The sequence below is a fragment of the Fodinicola acaciae genome, assembly GCF_010993745.1.
GTDB lineage: Bacteria > Actinomycetota > Actinomycetes > Mycobacteriales > HKI-0501 > Fodinicola > Fodinicola acaciae.
On record NZ_WOTN01000001.1, the window covers coordinates 1,382,779 to 1,405,032 of the forward strand.

The following is a 22,254-nucleotide window of genomic DNA, read 5'->3' on the forward strand; positions in this document are numbered from 1 at the left end:
TTATCGGGTCGGATCGTCGCCGAACAGGAGCCGCAGCGGACCGGCCATGATGCCGCCGTCGACCGGCAGCACGACGCCGGTGACCCAGGCGGCGTCGTCCGAGCCGAGGAACGCGACGGCGGCCGCGATGTCGGCCGGCTCGCCGATGCGCTTCAGCGGATAGCGCTCGGCGACCCGGTCCATGAACGCCGCGTGGCCCGCACCGCGGTTCTCCCACACGCGCGTACGGATCGTCCCCGGCGCGACGACGTTGAACCGGACGCCTTTGTCGCCGTACATGACGGCGAGGTTCTGCGTGATGCTGTAGACGCCGGCCTTCGCCGCCGAGTACGCGAGGCCGCCGAAGGCCGCCAGGCCGTTGACCGAGCCGATGCTCACGACGGCTGCGCCGTACGGTGCGGCGAGCAGATGCGGCATCGCAGCCTGGATCGCGCGTACGGCGCCGGCCAGCGTGCCGTTCATGGTCGAGTTCCAGGTCTCGTCGGTCAGGTCCTCCAGCGAGGCACCTTTGCCGGTGAAGGCGTCGTTGACGACCACTCCGAGGCCGCCGAAGCGCTCGACGGTGGCGGCCACCGCGGCCCTGACCGACTCGCCGTCGGTCACGTCGCAATGCACCGCGAGGCCCTGCTCGCCCAGACCGGCGGCGACCTCGGCGGCCGCCTCGTCGTCGATGTCGGCGATAGCCACCGACGCACCTTCGGCGGCAAGGCGCTCGACGATGGCGCGGCCAATCCCGTGCGCGCCGCCCGTGACGAATGCCGTCCGGCCGTCGTAGCGGCGCAGCTGTGCGGAAGTCATGATCTTCATCCTCGATCACCGCCGAGCCGGTCGACAGCCGTTGTCTCGATCCGGCCGGCGGGATCAGCCGGTCTTGATGAGGGTGTGCCAGGGCGTGACCTTGTCGATGTGCACGACCGCGTCGAAGGCCACCAGCGGGTTCACCATCTGCTTGTATGGCCCCTGCAGTGTGCAGTCGATCTCAGCGAACCGGTCGGCCACCGGACCGGTCTGCGGCACCTTGCGCAGGTCGAGCATCGCCAGCGGCTCACCGGCGCCGGCCATCAGCACGTCGAGACTGGCCGGATCTGTGAACGGGCCGACGTCCTCGAAGGACACGTTGGTGTGGCCGGCCGGACCACCGGGGATCAGACGGTGCACGAACATCCGGCCTCCGTTGTACGTGGTGGCGATGACCACGTACTCATTGCCAAGCCGCTGAGCCAGGTGCTGGCCGAGCATGACCTGCTCGTCGTTGACGATCGGCGGCACCCGATATGGCCAACGCTGCAGATGTCCGTTGGCGGCGCCGACGACGATGCGCTCCTCGCGACCGAGGATCCACTCGATGTTGTCGGCCATCGCCAGGTCGCGCAGGTTCGCGCCGCCGTACGTGCGCTCCGCGCCGGAGGCCATGTTGACCAGGAACGCGTCCGCGTGCCGCGCGGTGATCGCACACTGCAGCGCGACGTCGGCGTCTTCGCCGTAGCGGACCCGCTCGGCCTGCAGTCGCTCGGCCAGCTCGCCGATTCGCGCGGTCAGCTCATATCGATGGGCCACGTCCAGTGCCAGGTACGCCCGCAGAGCCGGCGCGACCCAGGCCAGGCCGGTGCGGTCGACCGGCAGGTAGTCGAAAAGCGGCTGCAGTCGCTCGCGAACGGCAGCGGCGTACGACGGATCCGCCTTGTCCAGGAAGGCGAGCGCGGCACGTACGGCGGGCAACGCGGACGCAGTCGAATCCGGCACGTCCATGCCATAGAACCGGATTTTGCGGTCGTTGTTGAGATTGTGCGCGCGCATCCAGCCGAGCTGGTCACGCATCTCCGCGCATTTGCCCATGTGGTACGTGATTCCGTCGCGCAACAGCTGGTCGAGGTCGCCGTCACCGCCGAGGACCCAGTCGTTGACCAGCCAGCCTTCCGGAAATCCGGACTCCATCACCAAAGCGGTGAAACCCAGCTTCTCAACGAGAAAGCGGGTGACCAGGTGCCGGATCTGGTAGAACTCGTGCACCCGGTGCGTCGGCTCGCCGACGCCGACCACACGCGCGTCGCCGACGATGTCCCGGAGCGGCTCGAGCTGGTCGTAACCGGTGTCGAGTGAGTGCAGTCGGTCAACGTTCGCTTTGAGCCATTCGCTGATGTCCACGCGGCCGACCGTAGAACCTCACGTAACGTCAGGTTCAACCCTCACAACAGCCGGGTCGCCGCCGGCGCCAGCAGCGGCCGCGCGAACCGGCAGATCTCCTCCGCCGCGTCGAACTCCAGGCTCACCGGCTCGTCCCAGCCGCCCGGCACCGGCGTGCCCGGCCAGGTGTGTCCGCAGCCGAACACCGTCCAGGCGACCACCTGCGTACCCCCGACACCGCCGTCCACGTCGACACGCTCAGAGGCGTCGGTGACGCGCGTCCTGCCTGGACCGGCCGGACAGCCGTTGATGGCACGCCAGCGATCGGCGGTCTCCTGGAGCGAGAGCGTACGACCGCGCAGCTCGCCGCTGGGACCGCGACGACGCGAATAGCCACCGGTGATCGGCAGCAGCGAGTCGGCCGTACCGTTGATCAACATCGCGGACACCCCGTGCGTCGGCCGCTGGCCGGACAGCGCCGCAGGCAGTCCGGCGGCTACGGCCGCGAGGACGGCGACCTGGTCGCTCGCGGCCAGCGCGAGCCGGTGGGCCATGATGCCACCGTTGGACATGCCGGCCACGATGGTCCGATCCGGTGCCGTGCCGTGCTGCTCGACCGACCAGTCGATGACAGCGTGCAGAAACGCGACGTCGTCGACGCCGGCCTCGTCCGCCGCGGTGACGCCGCGGCCGTCGGCCCAGCTGCCTTCGTGGCCGTCCGGATAGGCGACCGCCATCCCCCACTCGTCGGCCTGCCGGTCGAAGGTCGTCCACTCGCGCATCATCGATCCGTCGCCGCCGTTGCCGTGCAACACGAGGACAAGAGGCATCGGCCTCGCTTTGGCACGCGGCAGCTTTACCGTGAAACTACGCCGAATTCCGCCGATCTCCAGCTCGCTGGTCACCAGATCGCCGCCACCGTGTCCGCGATCGCCGCCGCCTGCCTACGGCCGGCGCGCGCCGACCCGGCGCGGCGGCCCGGATCGAGCATGTTGCGGCCGATCGCCTCCAACGCGGCGCGGTTCGGCGACACGACCACCACCTCCGAGCCGGCCGACCGCAACGCCGCGGCCTGCTTGTCCACGCTCGGCACCGGACCGAAACCGCGGACGATCGGCGCCAGGACCACGACCCGGCGACAGCCCTCGGCGAGGTCGGCGTTGGCCGCTGACCGTACGCCGCCGTCGATCCAGCGCCGGCCGTCCATGCTCACCGGCGGCCAGACGCCGGGCACCGCGCAGCTCGCGGCGACAGCGCGTACGAGCGGCACGCCGCTGCTGGCGTCGAAACCGGTGAACTCGCCGGAGAGCGCGTCGACCGCGGCGATGACCAGCCGTCGCTTCGGCCAGTCGGTGAGCGGCAGCCGCGACTCGATGACCGCCAGCCGCTCCGACTCCGACGCGGTCTTCGCGTGCAACGCCATCCGGCCGATCCGTGCGCGTACGGCCCGCGGATCGCGCGCGCCGATGGTGGCCAGCCCGTAACGGATCATCGAGCCGATCCCGAAACTCGCGGCGAGCTCGGACGTCGGTGGCCGCAGCTGGCGCTCGTACAACTCCTGTACGTCCAGGCCGCTGGTGACCTGCGCGCCGACCACCGACCCCGCGGACGTACCGACGACCAGGTCGGCCTGGGTCAGGTCGACGCCGGCCTCGGCGAGCCCGGACAGGATCCCCAGCTCCCAGGCGATGCCGGTGACTCCGCCGCCACCGAGGACGAGCGCGCGCTCTCCGGTCATCCGGCCAGCCAGACCAGCAGCACGAACACCACCACGAACAGCAGCAACGCGGCCGCGTACACCCAGGTGCGGAACCGGCCGGCGTTCATCTGGTAGCGGACCTTGTTGCGGCGGTGCTCCAGCCGGTTGGCCGCCTCGCTGCGCTTCGGCCGGGGCTGCTTGACGTAGTCCGGACGCAGGAAGGCGTGTCGCAGCCAGGCGAGAAACGCGTTCTGCGGCCGCTGGGTCTGATCGTCGCTCGCGCTCACGCCTCGAACGATCTCACACGTTCGGCCTTGCCGTACGGCGCCTACGCTCGTGCTCGCGCGGCAGTCACCGGCTCGGGTGCCGAAAGACGGTCAGGACGAGTGCGACCAGCGCGAATGGGAACAGGAGCACCCCGGTCCCGAAGAGCAGGACGACACCGACCAATGGAAGCGTCGACCTGGACTGGTCCGAGCTGGTCAATTGCAGCAGCACTCCGGCGCCGCAACTGGCCGCGGCGACGATCAGTGCCAGCGCCGCGGCTGTCACGTATCCGGCCACGCCACGCAAGTCTCGCCGAGGTTTGGTGTTCGTGCCGCCGATTGTCCGGCCGCGTCGTACGACCGGACATCGCAAGAACGTGCCAGCTGTCGCTACATGCTCGCGATCAGCTTGTCGACGCGGTCGTCGACCGAGCGGAACGGATCCTTGCAGAGCACGGTGCGCTGCGCCTGGTCGTTGAGCTTGAGGTGGACCCAGTCGACGGTGAAGTCGCGCCGGCGCTCCTGCGCGTGCTTGATGAACTCACCGCGCAGCCGCGCGCGCGTGGTCTGCGGTGGCACGCTCTTGGCCTCGAAAACCTTCAGGTCGCGCGAGATCCGTACGGCCTCGCCGCGCTTTTCCAGCAGGCCGAACAAGCCGCGGCCGCGGCGGATGTCGTGGTAGGCGAGGTCGAGCTGCGCGATCCGCGGATGCGACAGCGGCAGCGAATGCTTGTCGGCATAACGACGGATCAGCTTGTATTTGGTGACCCAGTCGATCTCCTTCTCGACCAACTCCAGGTTGTCGGTCTCCACCGCGCGCAGCGTACGTTCCCACAGGTCGAGGATGTGCTTGGCGAGCGGGTCGCTGCCGCGGCGCGCCACGAAGTCGGCGGCCTTGGAGAAGTATTCCTGCTGGATCTCCAGCGCGGAGGCCTCCCGGCCGTTGGCCAGCCGGATCTTGCGGCGGCCGGTCACGTCGTGGGACACCTCGCGGATCGCGCGGATCGGGTTTTCCAGGTTGAGGTCGCGCATCGCCACGCCGGACTCGATCATCCGCAGCACCAGGTCGACCGTGCCGACCTTGAGCAGCGTGGTCGTCTCGCTCATGTTGGAGTCGCCGACGATCACGTGCAGCCGGCGATAACGCTCGGCGTCCGCGTGCGGCTCGTCGCGCGTGTTGATGATCGGACGCGACCGGGTCGTCGCCGACGACACGCCTTCCCAGATGTGCTCGGCGCGCTGCGACAGACAGTAGACCGCGCCGCGCGGGGTCTGCAGCACCTTGCCGGCGCCGCAGATCAGCTGGCGGGTCACCAGGAACGGGATGAGTACGTCGGCCAGCCGGCCGAACTCGCCGTGCCGGCCGACGCAGTAGTTCTCGTGGCAGCCGTAGGAGTTGCCGGCCGAGTCGGTGTTGTTCTTGAACAGGTAGATGTCGCCGGCGATGCCCTCGTCGCGCAGCCGCCGCTCGGCGTCGATCAGCAGGCCCTCGAGTACGCGCTCGCCGGCACGGTCGTGGGTGACCAGGTCGGTCAGCGAGTCGCATTCGGGCGTCGCGTACTCCGGATGCGAACCGACGTCGAGATAGAGCCGCGCGCCGTTGCGAAGGAAGACGTTGCTGGAACGCCCCCAGGACACCACCCGACGGAACAGATAGCGGGCCACCTCGTCCGGACTCAGGCGCCGCTGCCCGCGAAACGTACAGGTGACGCCGTACTCGGTCTCCAGACCGAAAATGCGTCGATCCATATGCAGACCCTAGCTGTCCCAACCGCCTCGAGGTGAGAAGTCCGGGCCGCCAGTTTTTCGAACCAGGGCTTGCTATGGCAACACGCTATAGTGCAGAATGCACTATATGCTGAGCCGTACGGACCGGGACGTGGTCGCGTTGACCGTGCTGGCGCTGCTGATGACCGGTCCGAAGCACACGTACGAGATGCATCGGATGATGATCGACACGCACAAGGACTTCGTCACCGGGCTGCCGCGCAGCATGTATCACGCGGTCGAGAAACTGCAGCGTGACGGCCTGATCGACGCCGTCGAGACGCGTCGCGACGGGCCGCGGCCGGAGCGCACCGTGTACGCGCTGACCGACGCCGGCCGAGCGTCGCTGCGCGAGCGCGTCGGGAAGCTGCTGCGTACGCCCGACGCCGACAGCACGTCGTTCGTGGCCGCGCTCTCGTTCGTCGGCTGCATCCCGGTGCCGCACGCGCGCGAAGCACTCGGTGAGCGCGCGGCCGAGCTGCAACGCGCGGCCGACGCGGAGGCGGCGGCGCTCGACGAGGTCGGCCGTACGGTGCCGCGCTTGCTGCTGATCGAGCTGGAATATCAGCTTTCCAAGGATCGCGCCGAAAAGGCCTGGGTCGACGGCATCCTCGCCGACCTGGACGGCGGCCAGCTCGACTGGCCGGACGATCCGCGCCAGCTGATCGTGGAGCTGCCGCTGACCTGAGAAAGAAACCGGACGGGATGCGCCAACATCCCGTCCGGTCACGCCAGCACCGGTGGAGCCACCGGCCTGCCGTCGCAGCGGCCAGCATAGCGGCTCCTCCGGATCCATCCTCGTTCCGACAGGAGCTCAGCCATGTCCGAAACCGACCAGATCCATGCGGTGACCGCACGGCTCGCGGCCGCCTGGGCCGCCGGCGACGCGACCGCATACGGCGCGGAGTTCACCGAGGACGCCGACTACGTCGTCTTCAACGGCACACACCTGAAAGGCCGGCAGGCGATCGTCGACACGCACCGGTGGCTCTTCGACGGTCCACTGAAAGGCAGCCGGATCGCCGGCTCCGCGTCGGCGCCGGCATCGGTCCGCTTCGTCCGGCCGGACGTCGCCATCCTGATCACCGCGGGCGCCGTCGCGAGTGGCGACGCCGCACCAGCACCTGGACAGGACTCCGTCCAGACGACCGTGTTCGTGAAAAACGGTGACCAATGGCGGGTCGCCAGCTTCCAGAACACCCGGAAGACGGCGTGAAGCCGCTGTTCGCGGCCTCGGCGTACGTGCCGCGGCCGATCGACGACCTCGTGCCGCTGATCCTGCACATGGAGGCCGGCCCGGTGACGCCGGCGACCGCGCCATATCTGGCCGGCGACGAGACACGCGTCGGCTGGACGGTCTCCGGCGGTCCGGACCGGTTCGACGTGTACGCCGGTGGTCAACACCTGCTCTACGTCGACATCGACCGCCGCACCAACACCATCGGCCTGCAGGGCCACTGGTGGTATCGCGGCGAGTACGCGCTGACCGCCGAGCCACCTGGCACGCGCGTCACGTACCGAGTGTTCAACGTGGCGCCGCGCGGCCGCTGGGCCGTACCGCTGGCCAACCGGTTCTTCATCGGTTATCCAGCGATGGTGCGGAAATCGGTCGACGACTTCGCCGCTCGCTACGCCTAGATGATCTATTCCAAGGGCTGGGGTAGCTTGCGTTCTTGGCTTGGTGCCCGATAGTTGGACGCCGTTGCAGTCGAGGAACAGCATTGCTCGCCTCAACAGTCACACCAGTCACAGCGAGCGGCGGTCAGGTGGAGTGAAAGCCGTTTTTCTTGCGTCCAGCGCTAGCAAATCGGCCTTCGCGCCAACCATGAACACCGCAAGGCGGACATTTAGCGTTACAGGTCCTTATCGGTCCCTAGGCGTTCAGGCCGCCGTCGACGGTGAGGGACGTACCGGTCACCTGCCGGCCGCCCTCACCGGCGAGGTAGGACACGGCCGCGGCGATGTCGTCGGTCGTGCCGAAGTGGCCGAGCGCGATCAACGCACGCTGCGGTTCCGCGTGCTCGCCGTCGGCCGGGTTCATGTCGCTGTCGGTCGGCCCCGGGTGCACGACGTTCACGGTGATGCCGCGCGGTCCGAGGTCGCGCGCCAACCCCTTGGTCAGCCCGTTGAGCGCCGACTTGCTGGCCGAGTAGAGCGCGATGCCGGCGTGCGGCACGTAGTCGGCCAGGTTGCTCCCGATGCTGACGATGCGGCCGCCTTGCGGCAAGTGCGGTGAGGCGGCCTGTGCGGCGACCAGCACGGCGCGTACGTGGATGGCGAGGGTCCGGTCGATCTCCTCGACGGTCAGGTCCTCAAGCGGGCCGCTCGGGAAGATGCCGGCGTTGTTGACCAGGATGTCCAGCCGGCCGAGCTCGGACACCGTACGCTCGACCGACGCCACCACGTCGGCCGCGTCGGCGCTGTCCGCGCGTACGGCCACCGCGCGCCGGCCGGTCGCCTCGATGCCGGCGACGAGCTCCTTGGCGCGGTCCTCGGCACGCTCGTACGTGATCGCCACGTCCGCGCCGTCGCTGGCCAGCCGCCTGGCGATGGCCGCGCCGATCCCCCGGCTGCCACCGGTCACCAACGCCACCTTACCGGTCAGGCTCATGCCGTCCTCCATTTCTGTGTCGGTCGATACATAAGTAGCCGTACCAGTGCCCAACCAGCGATCGCAAGGTTATTGTGGTGATCGATACAAAATGGAGGTGCGATGGCGACCCGTGGACGGCCGCGTACGTTCGACCGCGACGCGGCGCTGCGCGCGGCAATGGAGGTTTTCTGGGCCCGCGGCTACGAAGGCACGTCGATCAGCGACCTGACCGCCGCGATGGGGATCAACTCCCCGAGCCTGTACGCGGCGTTCAGCTGCAAGGAGGCGCTGTTCCGGGAGGCCGTCGAGCTCTACGGGAAGGTCGAGGGCGGCACCAGCGAGCGCGCGTTCAAGCGCGCGAAGACCGCACGCGAGGCGGTCGAGACGATGCTGCGAGACAACGTCGAGATCTATGCCAATCCGGCCACACCACCTGGTTGCATGGTCGTACTGGCCGCCACTGTGTCCAATCCGGAGAACGAAGCCGTACGCGACTTTCTCGCCGACGCGCGGCGAGAATTTGTCGACATGCTGTCGCAGCGACTGAAGCAGGGGGTTGCCGACGGCGACCTTCCGGCGCACGCGGACATCGCCGCGATCGCCGAGTTCTACGCGACCGTCCAACATGGACTGTCGATCCGGTCGCGCGACGGGTCCGACGCGGCGACCCTCTCGAAGGTCGTCGACGGCGCGATGGCCGCATGGGACGCGTTGGTCGGCTGACCGGCGATCCGGTGTCGTAGGCTGGCGCACCCCATGTACCGTTTCGGAGGTCGATGCGATGCGCCGCAGTGTGATCACCCTGACCGTCGCCGCTCTGGTCCTGTTGTTGTCCGGCGCGGCTTCCGCCGAGCCGCGGACCGTTGACGCGGATGCCAAGCCGCAGGCCAAAAGTGCCGCGGAGGCGTGCGCGTACACCGCGGTCAAGCCGAAGGACAAGTTCAAGGGCATCCCCACCTTCGACCCGAAGGCGGCGGCCAGGCCGTACGTGGCACGACTGATCACCAACCGCGGCATCATCACCATCCAGGCGCTGACCGACAAGGCGCCGTGCACGACGTACTCCTTCCGCTATCTCGCCGAGCGCGCCTACTACGACTGGACGCACTGCCACCGGCTGACCGTGGCGCGGATCTACGTGCTGCAGTGCGGCGACCCGACCGGCACCGGCAGCGGCGGCCCCGGATACCAGTTCCCGGACGAGAACCTGGCCGGCGCGACCTATCCGGCCGGCACGGTGGCGATGGCCAACGCCGGCCCGAACACCAACGGCAGCCAGTTTTTCTTCACCTGGAAGGACACCACGCTGCGGCCGAACTACACGCCGTTCGCGAAGGTGACCGGCGGCATGGACGTGCTGCAGAAGATCGTCGCGGCCGGCCAGGACGACCAGAACAGCGAAGGCGACGGCTATCCGTACGCCTTCACCGAGTTTCTGCACGTGCAGATCTCCAGCCGGTAGGGTGACGGTGCGGCCGCGACTGGCGAGGGTGGGTCACCACCGGGGAGCGACCGCACCAGATAGGCATCGGTGTCGACCGCCTGGGCTCCGAGGTCAGCGACGGCTGATCGGAGTTTTCCTTGCGGAATCTGACAATTGACGAGTTCCTGACCCGGCTGGCCAGCCGCGCGCCGGCACCTGGCGGCGGCGCCAGCGCGGGCCTGCACGCCGCGCAGGCGGCCGCACTGCTGGCGATGGTGGCGCGCTACAGCGACGCTCCACGCCTCGCCGCCGATGCCGACCAGCTCATCGCCGCGGCAGTACGGTTGGCCGAGGACGACATCGCCGCTTTCGGTGCGGTGGCTGAGGCGTACAAGCTGCCGAAGGACCAGCGGTCGGAGCCGTTGGCGAAGGCGCTCGCCGGCGCCATGATCCCTCCGCTGGAGGTTCTGGCGCTGTGCCGCCGACTGTTGACGCTGGCCGACGAGGTTTTGCCGGTCGTCAACAAAAACGTCATCACCGACATCGCGGCGGCCGGTGAGGCCGTACGTGCCGCCGCCGGCACGTCTCGGGTCAACGTCGAGGTGAACGCGCGCGGTGAGCTGCCGCCGGGGGTGTCCGATGTGGACGATCTGTTGGCGCACGTCGATCGGTTGACGGCGGCCGTACGAGCGGCGATCTCGTCATGATCTCGTTGTCTGGCAAGGAACTCGCGGCTGAGCTGCGCGCGCGTACGGCCGACCGTGCGGCGACACGCAAGGTGCGGCTGGCGATCGTCACCGTGACCGATGACCCGTCCAGCGCCTGGTATGTGCGGTCGTTGTCAATGGCCGCGACGAAAGTCGGAATCCAGTGCGAGATCGTCCGCGACCTGTCCGCACTGTCCACATTGGACGCCGACGGCGTCATCCTGCAGACGCCGGTGCCAGGTGACCGGCCGGCGGCCGAGGTCGCGGCGGCGATCGACCCCGAGCGCGATGTCGACGGCGCGAATCCGGTCAGCCTCGGCCGGCTCGCCTGCGGACTGCCGGCTTTCCCACCAGCCACGGCAGAAGCGGTCGTACGGCTGCTCGATCATCACGGCGTCGAGATCGCCGGCCGCCAGGCTGTCGTCGTCGGCCGCTCGACCGTCGTCGGGAAACCGCTGGCTCATCTGTTGCTGGACCGCGACGCCACCGTGACCGTCGCGCATTCGCGTACGAAGGACCTCGCCGCGGTCACGCTCGCGGCCGACATCCTGGTGGTCGCCGCCGGCCGGCCGGGATTGCTCCGGCCGGAGCACGTTCGGCCGGACACCATCGTCATCGATGTCGGTACGAACACGACCGACGACGGCGGCCTGGTCGGCGATGTCCACCCTGCTGTCGCCGGCCGGGTCGCCGGACTTTCCCCGGTGCCGGGCGGAGTCGGTCCGGTGACCACGGCCGTACTGTTGCATCACACCGCGTTCGGTCTTTAGAACCGCCAGCGTGTCTGACTGTATTCGCCTTTGCCGAAGCCGAAAGCCACCTTCGGCCGGACTTCGAACACGAGTGCCGGCGTCGGCGCGTCACCGCGGAACCTGCCGTCCTCGACCTCGAAATGCCATTCCGAGCCGTATTTCGCCTCGTACGTGTCGGCCACGCGCTGGAGCAGGTCGTGGTCGGAGGCCACCGTCGCGGTGCCTTCGACCACGATGTCCAGGCCCTCACGCAACGCGTTGGCACCGGTGGTGAGGACACATTCGGGGTTGGCCGCGAGATTGACCGCCTTGCGTTCGTCGCCACCTGTGCAGAAATAAAGCGTGTCGCCGAGCCACACAGCCAGCAACGGCGTCACGTGCGGCCGGCCGTCAGGTCGTACGGTCGACAGCCAGAACAGCTCCGCCCTCGTCAACGCCGCCACCGCGTCTGACCACCGCGTCGCGGTCGCCCCTTCGCCGCTGTAGCGCGCATCCAGGCTGGTCGTCGGCTCCACCATGGTTACCTCCTTCGTCGGTGGTGACACTAGAGACCTCGACGCAACGCGGCACCAAGACGGCGGATGATGTCGGCCTCAGCGGCGTTTTCGCCGCGTGGCGCATGCTCGGTGATCGCCGCACCGACGACGTTGTCGAGCCGGCTCAGGAGCTCGATCAGCTGGCCCGGCGACACGCCGCCTGGATAGCGATAGCCGACCGAGGCGAACTCCGCCGGGTCGAGCGAGTCCAAGTCGACATGTACGTAAATCGGTCCGCTGACTTGCGAAAACGCTTCTTCGAGCCGGTCGACGCCGTACGCGCGCAGACCAGTTTTCACCATATACTCGCGCTCGCAGTCGTCCACCTCGCGGACGCCGGCCAGAATGACCTGCTCAGGCCGCAGCAGCCGGCCCGGCGTCAACGCTGTCGGACCGTCGCCGAGCAGCGTACGCACGATCATTGCGTGGAACGCGCCCGAACGCAGGTCACCGGGGCCATAGCAGTCGGGGTTGGCGTCGATCCACAACAATGTCAACTCGTCGCCATATCGCCGGCTGGCCGCCTCCACCGGCGCCAGATCGACCGCGCATTCGCCGCCGGCGGTGATCACGAAGTCGTCGATCGTGGCGAGAGTTTCCCTTGTCAGGCGGAGATTGTCGACCAACACGTCGAGTGCGCGCACGCCGTCGACCAGGTCGGTGGTGTCGTCGCGTACCGGCACCACCCGCACCTCGTCGGCCGGCATCAACTCCGCCGTACGATGCGCTCCTGCCTTCAGAAATCGCGCCGACTCGGCGGCCGAACCCTGCCATTGCGGGACACAAAGCACTGTGGTCATGACTTTTCCTTGGGAGAGAACGAGATGATGGCGGTCGGCGACGGCGCGCCTCAGGCCGTCCAACCGGCGCGCCGCTCCCGCAGCAGCCGCCGCATCTCGTCCGCATGCCAGGTCAACCCGACCAGGTCCCCGGCACGCGTCATGCCTCCCACCCTACCCCGCCAGCGCGATCTTTCAGTCGTGAATGCCGGCCATGTCGAGGAAAACGGCGCGTGCGCCTTCGATGGTGGCGTCGGATGCCTTGCTGACATGGCCGGTGTCGTACGGTGGCCGCGGGTCGTACTCGATGATCAACTGCGTGGCCTCGGCGCGTTCGCGGCCGGCGATCTCGCCGACCAGCCAGAGGCCGAGGTCGATGCCGGCGGAGACACCGGCGGCCGTGACGATCCGGCCGGAGCGGACGATCCGTTCGTCCGGACGCGGCTCGGCGCCGAAGTGGCGCAGGCCCTCCTGCACCATCCAGTGTGTCGTCGCCGGCAGGCCGTTGAGGATCCCGGCTTTCGCCAGTACGAGCGCACCACTGCAGACCGAGGTCGTCCACGTCGTCGTCCGGTGTGCCTCGACGACCCAGTCGATCAGCTCCTTGTCCTCCAGGATCCCCATGCTGTTGGTGGCCGAGCCAGGCACCAGCAGGATGTCCGGACGGGGCGTCTCCGCGTACGAGTGCGTGGACATCAGGGTCAGCACCTCGCTGTCCGCGGTGACCGGACCGCGCTCGTTGCTGACAAAACGCACCTCGGCACCGGGCAACGACCGCAGCACCTCGTACGGTCCGATCAGGTCGAGCGCGGTGATGCCGGGGTAAAGAACGAAAGCGATCTGCATGACAGCTCCTTCGGGCAGGCGTGTGACCAAGCCTGCCGACCGAGTGGAGATGTCAGCAAGGACACGCACCCCACGTTTTCGGCCATCAGGCCGGTGCGGCCGCCGGCTCGGAGTCGGCCGGCCCTGCCTGCATCTGCTGGGCGACCAGCCAGGCTCGAAGGCTGGCCGGCAGATACGGGAGCACCGAAGCCATCCTGGCATCGCGACCGATCAGATAGCGCGGTCGTGGCCGTGCCGTTTCCAGCACGCGGACCAGCACCTTCGCGGCAGCGGCCGGCGCCAGGCCTTTGCTGCCACGCTCTTCGGACGTACTCATCACCGCCTCCAACGCCGCACCGTAATAGCGCTGCGCCTCGGCCGGCATCCGCTCGTACAACGCACGACCGGCACCGACCGCGGTCCCCCAGATCGAGGTCGCGATGGTGCCCGGCTCGATCAGCACCACCTGCACGCCAAACGGCCGCAGCTCGGCGCGGAGCGTGTCGGTCATGCCGGCCAGCGCGAACTTGCTGGCGTGGTATGCGCCGATCAGCGGTCCGGCGATCCGGCCGCCGATCGAGCCGACGAACAGCAGCCGGCCCCGAGTTTCCCGCAGTCGCGGCAAAAACGCCTGCGTGACGGCCAGCTGGCCGGTCACGTTGACCTCCAGCTGCTGGCGAAAATCGTCCAGCGGCAGGAACTCCAGCGGTGCCCCGACCGCGATGCCCGCGTTGTTGACGACCGCGTGCAGCGGACCGCCGATCTCCGCCGCAGCCGCGTCGATGGAGGCCTGGTTGGTCACGTCGAGCAGGATCGGCGCACCGGACGCGCCGAGGTCGGCGCGCAGGCTGTCCGCGTCCTTTCCTTTGCGTACGGCGGCATAGACCCACCAGCCGCGGTCCGCGAGCGCCTTCGCGGTGGCCCGGCCGATGCCGGTGGACGATCCGGTGACGAGTACGCGCCGAGTGGCCATCTGTAGTCCCCTCACGAATGTTTACGTCGGTAACATCCATGAGCAAAGCACGAAGATGTTTATGATGTCAACATGCCAACCAGCACGTACCATCACGGCAACCTGCGGGCCGCCCTGATCCAGGCGGCCCGAGAGCTGCTGGCCGACGGCAGGGACAGCGACCCGTCGCTGCGCGAGGTGGCCAGGAAGGCCGGCGTGAGCCATGCCGCGCCATATCGGCATTTCGCGAGTTTCGAGGAGTTGCGCGAGGAGGTCGCGGCGGCGGTGATGCGCGACCTCGCCACCTCGATCCGTGCGGCCGCGAAGAAGTCCGGCGACGATCCAGAAAAGGCATTACGCGCGGCGGCCGCCGCGTACGTGCGCTATCAGTTGACCCATCCGGGCGAGGCAAAGCAGTTCATCGAGCGAAACTACGCCGACGTGCCACCCGACTCCCCGGCGCTCGCCGCCGGCACCGACGCGCTGACGGCGCTCGGCGAGATTCTCCACGGTGGACAGCAGGCCGGCGTTTTCGTCGACGCCGAGATCGACGTGCTCGTCAAGACCTGCTGGGCTCTGGTGCACGGCCTGCACATGTTCGTGACGATGGGGAAACTCGAGCGCGTCAGTCCCAACAAAGCCAGTCAGCTGATCGAGCCCTATCTGGACCTTCTGCTAAGCGGGATCAGCAAAAGCTAGTGCCAGGTGTTTCACGGATTTGGGTGACACGGGCTTGGAATGGGCGGGAGTGCCTGTCCTGTAAGGGAAACTGGGCCTGTCGAAGGTCCGGTGTTCACTGACGGGAAGGCACTTCGCGGGTGCGAGCGTGGTGAGGCGTTGGCGGCGGCCCTGCGGCCGGGCACCGCCGGGTGCGCAGACCACGATGTTCAGCACCAGCAACTGCGGCTGGTACCGCATCACCTGCTTCCTCGCCGACACTCCCGCCCGCGGCCGGCACCCTGCTGGGCGGGTTGCCGGCGCTGGACCTTCGTCACCGCCAGCACGCTCGCGTCAAAGGCCGTATCCGGCAAGGAAAAGACACCGGACTGCGCAACCTGCCCCTGCTGGCAGCGTTCACCCGCCAACGCGCCGCATTCGGTCACACCTAACCCAAAAACCGACGCCCTCCAACCGAAAGGACGCACTATTGGAGACGATCGCGACGAAGTTCGGTCACGCCGACACCGCCGCATTCCTGGAAGATTTCCTGAGGTTCTCCCCCACCGAGGCCAGCCGGTGTGTGCAGCGCGCTCGGACGTTCTGCGGCTGCCGCGCTCTGGCCACCGGTGAGAAGTTTGGCGCCGCAGCTGGAAATCACCGACGGCGTTCCAGAATTCATTCCACCGCAGTACGTGGACTTCGAGCAGAAACCGCTGCGAAATACCTACCACCTGTTCAACTGAGACCGAACAGGTGGCTCCTCACACAACCAGATCATCGAGTCAGGTAACGAAAGCGGCAAGAGGAATGCTTCAGACCTGTGGATCGGTCTGTGAAGGGCGTACCTTCCCGGTGATCGAGTAACTGGTCTCAAGCAAGCCGACGTTGGCGCATCGGTTGGGAAGGCACGCCATGGCCTGTCCGCGCCGGTGAGCACCAAGCTCACCGAGCAGTGGAAGACCGAGCAACGCTCCTTCGCCGACCAGGATCCTCCTGGTCATGGATCGCCCCAGTGCTGGCGGTCGGCGACGGGGCACTGGGGTTCTGGGGCGCGCTACGCGAGGTCTTCCCGGCCACGCGCGAGCAACGGTGCTGGTCCCACAAGATCGCGAACGTGCTGGCCGCACCGCCGAAGACGGCGCATCCGGGCGCGAAGAAGGCGGTGGAGACCTGGAGCGCTAGTGTCCCGAGTCGGGACACTAGGCGAGATTGGACCGGTGCGCGAGCGCGGCCGCCTCGGTTCGCGTCGTGACCCCGAGCTTGGTGAGAATCCTGGCCACGTGCGTGGCGACCGTGTTGGTGGAGATGAACAGCTCGACCGCGATCTCGGCGTTGGACAGGCCACGCGCCAGCACTCCGAGGACCTGCCTTTCTCTCGGCGTCAGGCCAAAAGCGTCATCGGACTCCGCCTCGTCCTCCTCCTCGAGCCGCGCGCGTACGGCCAGCGCGTCGATGCGGTCCAGCAGCGGCGCGGCGCGGAGATCGGCGGCGATCGATCGGGCCTCACGCAGCCGCAACCGCGCGCCGGATCTGTTGCTGGAGACCAAAGCCGCACCGGCCGCGCTGATCAAGGACACGGTCAGCTCGTATGCGTTGCCGAGCGCTCGCCAGGCCTCGACGGCCCGGTCCCAGTCGGCCAGGGCGCCGTTTCCGCTCTCTGCCTCGAAAGTCAGCCGATAGGCGGTGAGCAGCGGGGTGGTTTCGGGCGGTACGCGGTCGATCAGCGCGCGCAGCTCGGCCACTCGCTCGACGCTCTCGTCGGCGAGGCGGCGGTTGCGCGGGTTGGCGGTCCGGCGAGTACGCGCCAGCCTGGCTCCGGTCGCCGCCAGTTCCATCACCTCCTGATGCCAGGCCAGGAGGTCGTCCGGGACCAACGTCAGCGCCGCGGCCAGCACGTCGTCGGCAAGATCCAGCTCCGCGCGCTCGATCGCGCGCCGGATCCGCAGGTTGGCGATCCACACGGCGACCCACCCGGTCGTCGAACCGGCGCGCACGTGCCGGTCCAGATAGGCCAACAGCTCGTCGCACCGCTCACCTTCACCGCGGCCGAGCGCGATCTCCGCCTCGACGCATCGCAGCATGACGGCGAAAAACTGCGGCGGATCGTCGGCCAGCGCGTCGTCGACGACCTCCAGGGCCTCGTCCCACCGACCAAGCGAGGCGAGCGCGCCGGCGCGGTTCTGCGCCAGCATGCTGCCGCGCGCACGACCCTGGCCAAGCCGTTCGGCGGCGAGCTGTCCGGCTTTGGCGATCGCCGCGGCCTCCGCGTACGCACCGGCGACCCGCAGCACCACGGCTTCCCACTGCACGCTGGTCAGATAGCTGTAGTCGTCGCCGGATGCCTCGGCCAGCCGGCGGCTCTCGGCGAACATCGCCCGCACAGCCGGCAGGTCGCCGGTGACCGAGTCGAGCCGTGCGCGTACGAGCAGCGGCAACGCGCGCAGGCGGTCGTTCCCGCAGCGCTCGGCCAGCTCCAGCGCCCCCGTGACGTGCTCGATCGCGGCATCGGACAGCCCCTCGACCGCCTCGACGAACGCGAGCCAGGCCAGCAGCTCGCAGCGGATCTCGTCGGCCACGCCGGGTGGCACCAGCGCGACCGCCGCGGCCAGGTCGTCGCGACCGCCGCCGCTCAGCCGGTTTTGCAGCCGGCCACGCAGGCTGAGCAGCTTCGCCGTACGCACCGGGTCAGCCGCCGGCTCCAGCTCCGCCAGCGCGGCCGTGCTGTGCGCGATGCCGCTCGGTGAGTTGCCGGCCGCGTACGATGCCGCGGCGGCCGTCTCCAGCACGCACGAGCGGCTGACGCCGACCAGCTCGGCCGGCTTGTCGACGGCGTCCCACCAGCTCAGCACGCGCTCCAGCAGGTGCAGCTGCTCGTCGTAGGCGTATTGCCGGCCGGCGCGCTCGGCCGCGTGCCAGGCGGCCGGCAGCGCGAGCGCGACCTCGTTGGCCGCGGCCCAGTGCTCGGCCAGCGCCGCGGTGGCCTCCGGCTGGCCGGCGAGCACACGTGCGTACCGGGTGTGGATCCGCCGGCGCTCACCCGGCAGCAGCGACTGATAGACGACCTCGCGGATCAGGTCGTGGCGGATCGCGTAACCGTCGGCGCGTACGACCAACTGGTCACGCTCGACGAGCGCGCGCAGCGCGTCCTGCAGGCTGTCCTCCGGCAGGTCGGTGACGGTCTGCAGCAACGTGTCGGAGACCTCCGTGCCGGCCACCGCGACCACCGGCAGCAGCCGGCGCGCCGGCTCGGGCAGCTCGGCGACCCGGTCCAGCAGCAGGCCGCTGAGGCTGGTCGCGGCCGCCTCGCCGGCCGCGTTCAGTGCCTCCACAAAGAGCGGATTTCCACCGCTGCGCCGGTGAATCCGGCTGGTCCAGACCGGGTCCGGCGTACGCCCGCCGATCGCGCTCAACAACGCCGCCACGTGCTGGCGCGCCAACGGATGAAGGTCGACGCGCAGCACGTCGGCTCGCCGGCCGAGCTCGGTCAGCAGCATCCGGCCGGGGTGGCCGGCGGCCAGCTCGCCGGTGCGGATCGTGCCGACCAGCAGCACCGCGCGGTCGGTGAGATTGCGCGCGAGATAGACGAACAGCTCGCGACTGGACGCGTCGGCCCAGTGCAGGTCCTCGATCACCAGCACCACCGGCCGCGTCTCGGAGACCCGGCCGATCAGGGTCAGCAGCTCCTCCAGCAGCCGCGTACGGCCGAAGCCGCCAGCGGCCGGGTCCAGATCCGGCAGCCAGCCGCCGAGCGCGGACCCGGCCAGCGGCAACAGCTCCTCGACCCGCTCGCGTCCCCACCGGCGTACCAGATCGCGCAGGATCGCCACGAACGGGACATACGGCGCGCCGTCCGCGCCCAGCTCCAGGCAACCACCGGTCAGCACAAGCGGCTCACCAGGCAGGTCGGACAGCGTGGCGGTCACCAAGCGTGACTTTCCGATGCCGGCCTCGCCGGACACCAGCACGGTGACCGACTGACCCTGCCTTGCCTGCTCGTACGCGGACCGAATGCTGGACCGCTCCACCGTACGGTCGACCAGCACCGGACTCACGACCGTCGGCACCACGCGCTTGATCCCTCCTGCTGCTCGCAGTCAGGTTAGCGCGCAAAAACGACGGCTACGGGATGACCCGACGCTTTCGAAAATTGTCAAAGAAGCCGGCGAACATCTGCTCGGTGTCGACGAACTCGTGGAAGCCGAGCCGGCGAATCCCGTTTCCGTCCGCGAAAAGGTCATAATCCCACCCGAAAAACGCCTCGGCGAAACGTCACGACGACACGTCCGCGTAGGGATGCGGCTCCAGTCCGTACTTGTCGATCATCGTGTTCCACAGCGATTCCTTGTCCGACATCACGTCCTGCAACGACGTGCAATGGCGGCGCGACCTCGAGGTCGAACGTCGACGCGCACACCGCGATCGCCATCGTCAGGCTCATCGCGGCATGGAAAACGGGGGCGCCGCCGGTCAGTGTCCTCACAGCCGTGTTCGTCGACGTGCTGCGCGCGCACGCCGAAGTCCGTTAGCCGCCAGCTTTCCGGTGCTGACGTTGGAAGGCTCGAGGCATGCCAAAGGCTTACTACAGCACCGTATTTGACCAGACCGCCGACGATGTCTGGAAGGCGATCCGCGCTTTCGACCACTACGCGTGGGCCGGTGTCGTGTCCGAGGTCAGCATGGAGGACGGCAAGGCCGGTGACGCGGTCGGCGGCGTACGCCGGATCGTCAGCGGCCAGCACCTGATGCGGCAGCGGCTGGTCGCGCACTCGGACGCGGAGCGTAGTTATACGTACGACCTGTGCGAGCCGAGCCCCTATCCCGTACGCGACTATCACGCGACCCTGCGCGTCACGCCGATCACTGACTCCGGACGGGCGTTCGTGGAGTGGTGGGCCACCTTCGACTGCGCCGACCATGAGCGGCAGCGCTGGACCGATCACTTCGAGCGCAACGGCTTCGCGGTCTGGCTCGAGTCACTCCGCTCGTACCTCGGCTGACCGCCGCCACGCCCGCAGAAACCCCGCCACCCGCCGAGCGGCACAGAAACCCCGGCGCTCGCCGATCGACGGCCAAAACGCGCCGCTCGGCGAGCGACGTGGGAAAGGCGCCACTCAGCGCCCAACGACGCCAAAACCACGACACTCGGCGAACGGCACAGAAACCCCGGCGCTCGCCGAGCGACACCGGAAAGGCGACGCTCAGCGACTGGCGGCGGAAATGCGCCGTTCGCCGACCGACGCGCGAAAGGCGACGCTCAGCGACTGGCGGCCAAAACGCGCCGCTCGGCGAGCGACGTGGGAAAGGCGCCACTCAGCGCCCAACGACGCCAAAACCACGACACTCGGCGAACGGCACAGAAACCCCGGCGCTCGCCGAGCGACACCGGAAAGGCGACGCTCAGCGACTGGCGGCCAAAACGCGCCGCTCGGCGAGCGACGCGCGAAAGGCGCCACTCGGCGGTGGCGGTGAGGGCGGTCGGTGGGGTTGTGGGGGTGGCGCTGGTGGGCCGTGAGGCTACGACTCCGGGGTGTCGGTCGTGTTCTCCGCGGCGGTTGGCGCGTCGTCGTCCTTGGCCGGAGCGGGCTCGGTTGGCTCGGTCGTGTCTTCGCCGAGGATCTCCTGCAGCGCCGCCGTGCGGATCCGGCGGAAGGCGCGGCCGGCGCGCGTACGGTCCAGGATCGCGACCTCGAGCTGCTCGGCCTTGAGCTGGCGCGGCGAGCCGTTGTCGCCACCGACGCTGCCGAGCGCCTTCACCGCCAGCTTGACCGCGTCGGCCACCTCCAGGTCGAAGCTGTGGCCCTCCTTGAGCACCGCCGAGATGCCTTCCGGCTGTCCACCCATGGTGATGTAGCCGGGCTCGTCACCGACCGAGCCGTCATAGGTGATCCGGTAGAGCTCGTCGTCGGCCGGCGTCGCGCCGACCTGCGCCAGGCAGACCTCGACCTCCAACGGCTTGGTCTGCTCCAGAAACAGCGATCCGAGCGTCTGCGCGTATGCGTTGGCGAGGAACTTGCTCGTCACGTCGACCCGGTCGTAGTTGTAGCCGCGCACGTCGCAGAGCCGCACGCCGACCATCCGCAGCTGCTCGAACTCGGCATAACGGCCGACCGCGGCGAACCCGATCCGGTCGTAGATCTCGGAGACCTTGTGCAGCGCCGAGGACAGGTTTTCGGCCACGAACAGTACGCCACCGGCGTAGCTCAGCACGACCACACTGCGGCCGCGCGCGATGCCTTTGCGCGCGTATTCCGAGCGGTCGCGCATGATCTGCTCGGGTGACGCGTAGAACTGCATGGCCACGGTTGTCTCGGCCCCTTCCGTCGATCTGCTGGGTTCTAACCCTTGTCGACGCGGCCGTCCACGACCGCGCGCGCCACCTCGGCGATGGCGTCCTCGTCGACCCGGCGCGCTCCGTCGATGTCGACCTGATAGACCACCGGATAGATCGCGCGACCGAGGTCGGGACCACCGGTGGCGGTGTCGTCGTCGGCCGCGTCGTACAACGCCTCGACGGCGATCCGGACCGCCTCGTCACCGGACAGGCCGTCCCGGTAGAGCTTCTTGAGCGAGCCGCGCGCGAAGATCGAGCCGGAGCCGACCGAGTGGAACTTCTGCTCCGGATACGGGCCGCCGGTCGGGTCGTACGAGAAGATGCGGCCGCTGCTGGCCGGGTCGGCGGCGTCCGGGTCGATGCCGGCGAACAGCGGCACCACCGCGAGCCCCTGCATGGCGGCGGCCAGGTTGCCGCGCACCATGTTGGCCAGCTTCACCGCCTTGCCGGACAGCGACAGCGTGACGCCTTCCATCTTCTCGAAGTGCTCCAGCTCGACCTGGAACAGCCGGACGAACTCCAGCGCCAGGCCAGCGCTGCCGGCGATGCCGACCACCGAGTATTCGTCGGCGCCGTAGACCTTCTGCATGTCGCGGTTGGCGATCATGTTGCCGGCGGTGGCGCGCCGGTCACCACCCATCACGACGCCGCCGGCATATTGCAGCGCCACGATGGTGGTGCCGTGCGGGCTCAGCTCCGCCGCGCTGCCCGGCGGCAGCGGCCGCCGCCCGGGCAGCAGCTCCGGCGCCACGTTGCCGAGCAGTTCGGTGAACGACGAGGTGCCTGGCGTGCTGAAGAAATCCGGCAGGCGTCCGTACGACATCGGACCGGCAGCCACGT

General features: G+C 68.7%; 25 protein-coding genes, 1 pseudogene and 1 riboswitch. Of the genes and pseudogenes, 10 read left to right on the plus strand and 16 right to left on the minus strand.

Translation table 11 applies throughout. The annotated features are described in order from the left end of the window. The 7 genes from GNX95_RS06510 to pafA form a co-directional block, all read right to left on the minus strand. Positions 1-798: an SDR family NAD(P)-dependent oxidoreductase gene (locus GNX95_RS06510; RefSeq protein WP_163506218.1), complete on the minus strand. Its 798-nt coding sequence runs from the start codon at positions 796-798 to the stop codon at positions 1-3. A gap of 63 nt (positions 799-861) precedes the next feature. Next, positions 862-2,145 carry an erythromycin esterase family protein gene (locus GNX95_RS06515; RefSeq protein ID WP_163506219.1) on the minus strand — a complete coding sequence of 428 codons (1,284 nt, stop codon included), beginning with the start codon at positions 2,143-2,145 and terminating at the stop codon, positions 862-864. 41 nt (positions 2,146-2,186) lie between these two features. Beyond that, positions 2,187-3,029 (minus strand): CE1 family esterase, encoded by an 843-nt coding sequence (locus GNX95_RS06520; RefSeq protein WP_281356879.1) that lies wholly within the window; start codon positions 3,027-3,029, stop codon positions 2,187-2,189. Further along, positions 3,026-3,862 carry a patatin-like phospholipase family protein gene (locus GNX95_RS06525; protein WP_163506221.1) on the minus strand — a complete coding sequence of 279 codons (837 nt, stop codon included), beginning with the start codon at positions 3,860-3,862 and terminating at the stop codon, positions 3,026-3,028. The genes GNX95_RS06520 and GNX95_RS06525 overlap by 4 nt, the downstream gene beginning before the upstream one ends. Continuing rightward, positions 3,859-4,110, minus strand: coding sequence for a hypothetical protein (locus tag GNX95_RS06530; protein ID WP_163506222.1), 252 nt, complete (start codon positions 4,108-4,110; stop codon positions 3,859-3,861). The genes GNX95_RS06525 and GNX95_RS06530 overlap by 4 nt, the downstream gene beginning before the upstream one ends. Positions 4,111-4,174: 64 nt before the next feature. Beyond that, entirely contained in the window at positions 4,175-4,387 is a 213-nt protein-coding gene (locus GNX95_RS06535; RefSeq protein ID WP_163506223.1) for a hypothetical protein, read from the minus strand. A 92-nt stretch (positions 4,388-4,479) separates the two neighbouring features. After that, a complete protein-coding gene (pafA, locus tag GNX95_RS06540) occupies positions 4,480-5,838 on the minus strand; it encodes a Pup--protein ligase (RefSeq protein WP_163506224.1) in 1,359 nt (452 codons plus the stop codon). A 106-nt stretch (positions 5,839-5,944) separates the two neighbouring features. Between pafA and GNX95_RS06545 the strand changes: the two genes are divergently transcribed. The 3 genes from GNX95_RS06545 to GNX95_RS42415 all read left to right on the plus strand — a co-directional run bounded on the left by GNX95_RS06545 (position 5,945) and on the right by GNX95_RS42415 (position 7,494). Further along, positions 5,945-6,544, plus strand: coding sequence for a PadR family transcriptional regulator (locus GNX95_RS06545; protein WP_163506225.1), 600 nt, complete (start codon positions 5,945-5,947; stop codon positions 6,542-6,544). Positions 6,545-6,676: 132 nt separating this feature from the next. Further along, positions 6,677-7,072 carry an SgcJ/EcaC family oxidoreductase gene (locus tag GNX95_RS06550; protein WP_163506226.1) on the plus strand — a complete coding sequence of 132 codons (396 nt, stop codon included), beginning with the start codon at positions 6,677-6,679 and terminating at the stop codon, positions 7,070-7,072. After that, complete coding sequence (locus GNX95_RS42415) at positions 7,069-7,494, plus strand: hypothetical protein (protein WP_222853429.1); 426 nt, start codon at positions 7,069-7,071, stop codon at positions 7,492-7,494. The genes GNX95_RS06550 and GNX95_RS42415 overlap by 4 nt, the downstream gene beginning before the upstream one ends. Positions 7,495-7,729: 235 nt before the next feature. Here GNX95_RS42415 and GNX95_RS06560 read toward each other — a convergent pair whose 3' ends face one another. After that, on the minus strand, positions 7,730-8,467 hold the full coding sequence (locus GNX95_RS06560; protein WP_163506227.1) for an SDR family NAD(P)-dependent oxidoreductase: 738 nt from the start codon (positions 8,465-8,467) through the stop codon (positions 7,730-7,732). 102 nt (positions 8,468-8,569) lie between these two features. On the opposite strand from GNX95_RS06560, the gene GNX95_RS06565 reads away from it, so the two are divergent. The 4 genes from GNX95_RS06565 (at position 8,570) to GNX95_RS06580 (ending at position 11,349) form a co-directional block, all read left to right on the plus strand. Further along, positions 8,570-9,172 (plus strand): TetR/AcrR family transcriptional regulator, encoded by a 603-nt coding sequence (locus GNX95_RS06565; protein WP_163506228.1) that lies wholly within the window; start codon positions 8,570-8,572, stop codon positions 9,170-9,172. A 58-nt stretch (positions 9,173-9,230) separates the two neighbouring features. Further along, positions 9,231-9,911 (plus strand): peptidylprolyl isomerase, encoded by a 681-nt coding sequence (locus GNX95_RS06570; protein ID WP_163506229.1) that lies wholly within the window; start codon positions 9,231-9,233, stop codon positions 9,909-9,911. A gap of 5 nt (positions 9,912-9,916) precedes the next feature. Continuing rightward, positions 9,917-10,004: riboswitch (ZMP/ZTP riboswitch) on the plus strand. Between the two features lie 26 nt (positions 10,005-10,030). Continuing rightward, complete coding sequence (locus GNX95_RS06575; RefSeq protein WP_163506230.1) at positions 10,031-10,579, plus strand: cyclodeaminase/cyclohydrolase family protein; 549 nt, start codon at positions 10,031-10,033, stop codon at positions 10,577-10,579. Beyond that, on the plus strand, positions 10,576-11,349 hold the full coding sequence (locus GNX95_RS06580) for a bifunctional 5,10-methylenetetrahydrofolate dehydrogenase/5,10-methenyltetrahydrofolate cyclohydrolase (RefSeq protein WP_163506231.1): 774 nt from the start codon (positions 10,576-10,578) through the stop codon (positions 11,347-11,349). Before GNX95_RS06575 ends, GNX95_RS06580 begins: the two co-directional genes overlap by 4 nt. Here the strand turns inward: GNX95_RS06580 and GNX95_RS06585 are convergent. The 4 genes from GNX95_RS06585 to GNX95_RS06600 all read right to left on the minus strand — a co-directional run bounded on the left by GNX95_RS06585 (position 11,346) and on the right by GNX95_RS06600 (position 14,444). Further along, positions 11,346-11,849, minus strand: a complete 504-nt coding sequence (locus GNX95_RS06585; protein ID WP_163506232.1) for a pyridoxamine 5'-phosphate oxidase family protein — start codon at positions 11,847-11,849, stop codon at positions 11,346-11,348. The genes GNX95_RS06580 and GNX95_RS06585 overlap by 4 nt on opposite strands. Before the next feature lie 26 nt (positions 11,850-11,875). Further along, entirely contained in the window at positions 11,876-12,667 is a 792-nt protein-coding gene (locus GNX95_RS06590; RefSeq protein WP_163506233.1) for an arginase family protein, read from the minus strand. A 174-nt stretch (positions 12,668-12,841) separates the two neighbouring features. Continuing rightward, a complete protein-coding gene (locus tag GNX95_RS06595) occupies positions 12,842-13,492 on the minus strand; it encodes a DJ-1/PfpI family protein (protein ID WP_163506234.1) in 651 nt (216 codons plus the stop codon). Between the two features lie 85 nt (positions 13,493-13,577). Further along, complete coding sequence (locus tag GNX95_RS06600) at positions 13,578-14,444, minus strand: SDR family oxidoreductase (protein WP_163506235.1); 867 nt, start codon at positions 14,442-14,444, stop codon at positions 13,578-13,580. Between the two features lie 72 nt (positions 14,445-14,516). Between GNX95_RS06600 and GNX95_RS06605 the strand changes: the two genes are divergently transcribed. Next, entirely contained in the window at positions 14,517-15,122 is a 606-nt protein-coding gene (locus GNX95_RS06605; protein ID WP_163506236.1) for a TetR/AcrR family transcriptional regulator, read from the plus strand. Positions 15,123-15,895: 773 nt separating this feature from the next. Here the strand turns inward: GNX95_RS06605 and GNX95_RS06610 are convergent. Further along, on the minus strand, positions 15,896-16,084 hold the full coding sequence (locus GNX95_RS06610) for a hypothetical protein (protein WP_163504683.1): 189 nt from the start codon (positions 16,082-16,084) through the stop codon (positions 15,896-15,898). Between the two features lie 5 nt (positions 16,085-16,089). On the opposite strand from GNX95_RS06610, the pseudogene GNX95_RS06615 reads away from it, so the two are divergent. Continuing rightward, positions 16,090-16,251: pseudogene (locus tag GNX95_RS06615) on the plus strand (transposase); the annotation flags it as partial. Positions 16,252-16,282: 31 nt separating this feature from the next. On the opposite strand, the gene GNX95_RS06620 reads toward GNX95_RS06615, so the two are convergent. Further along, a complete protein-coding gene (locus GNX95_RS06620) occupies positions 16,283-19,150 on the minus strand; it encodes a helix-turn-helix transcriptional regulator (protein WP_163506237.1) in 2,868 nt (955 codons plus the stop codon). A gap of 498 nt (positions 19,151-19,648) precedes the next feature. On the opposite strand from GNX95_RS06620, the gene GNX95_RS06625 reads away from it, so the two are divergent. Beyond that, positions 19,649-20,080: an SRPBCC family protein gene (locus GNX95_RS06625; protein ID WP_163506238.1), complete on the plus strand. Its 432-nt coding sequence runs from the start codon at positions 19,649-19,651 to the stop codon at positions 20,078-20,080. Positions 20,081-20,597: 517 nt separating this feature from the next. On the opposite strand, the gene prcA is transcribed toward GNX95_RS06625, so the two are convergent. Both prcA and prcB read right to left on the minus strand, forming a co-directional pair. Next, entirely contained in the window at positions 20,598-21,383 is a 786-nt protein-coding gene (prcA, locus tag GNX95_RS06630; protein WP_163506239.1) for a proteasome subunit alpha, read from the minus strand. Positions 21,384-21,418: 35 nt separating this feature from the next. After that, the gene (prcB, locus tag GNX95_RS06635) at positions 21,419-22,237 is read right to left on the minus strand and encodes a proteasome subunit beta (protein WP_163507886.1); all 819 of its coding nucleotides are present in this window, start codon (positions 22,235-22,237) and stop codon (positions 21,419-21,421) included. Positions 22,238-22,254: the final 17 nt, after the last annotated feature.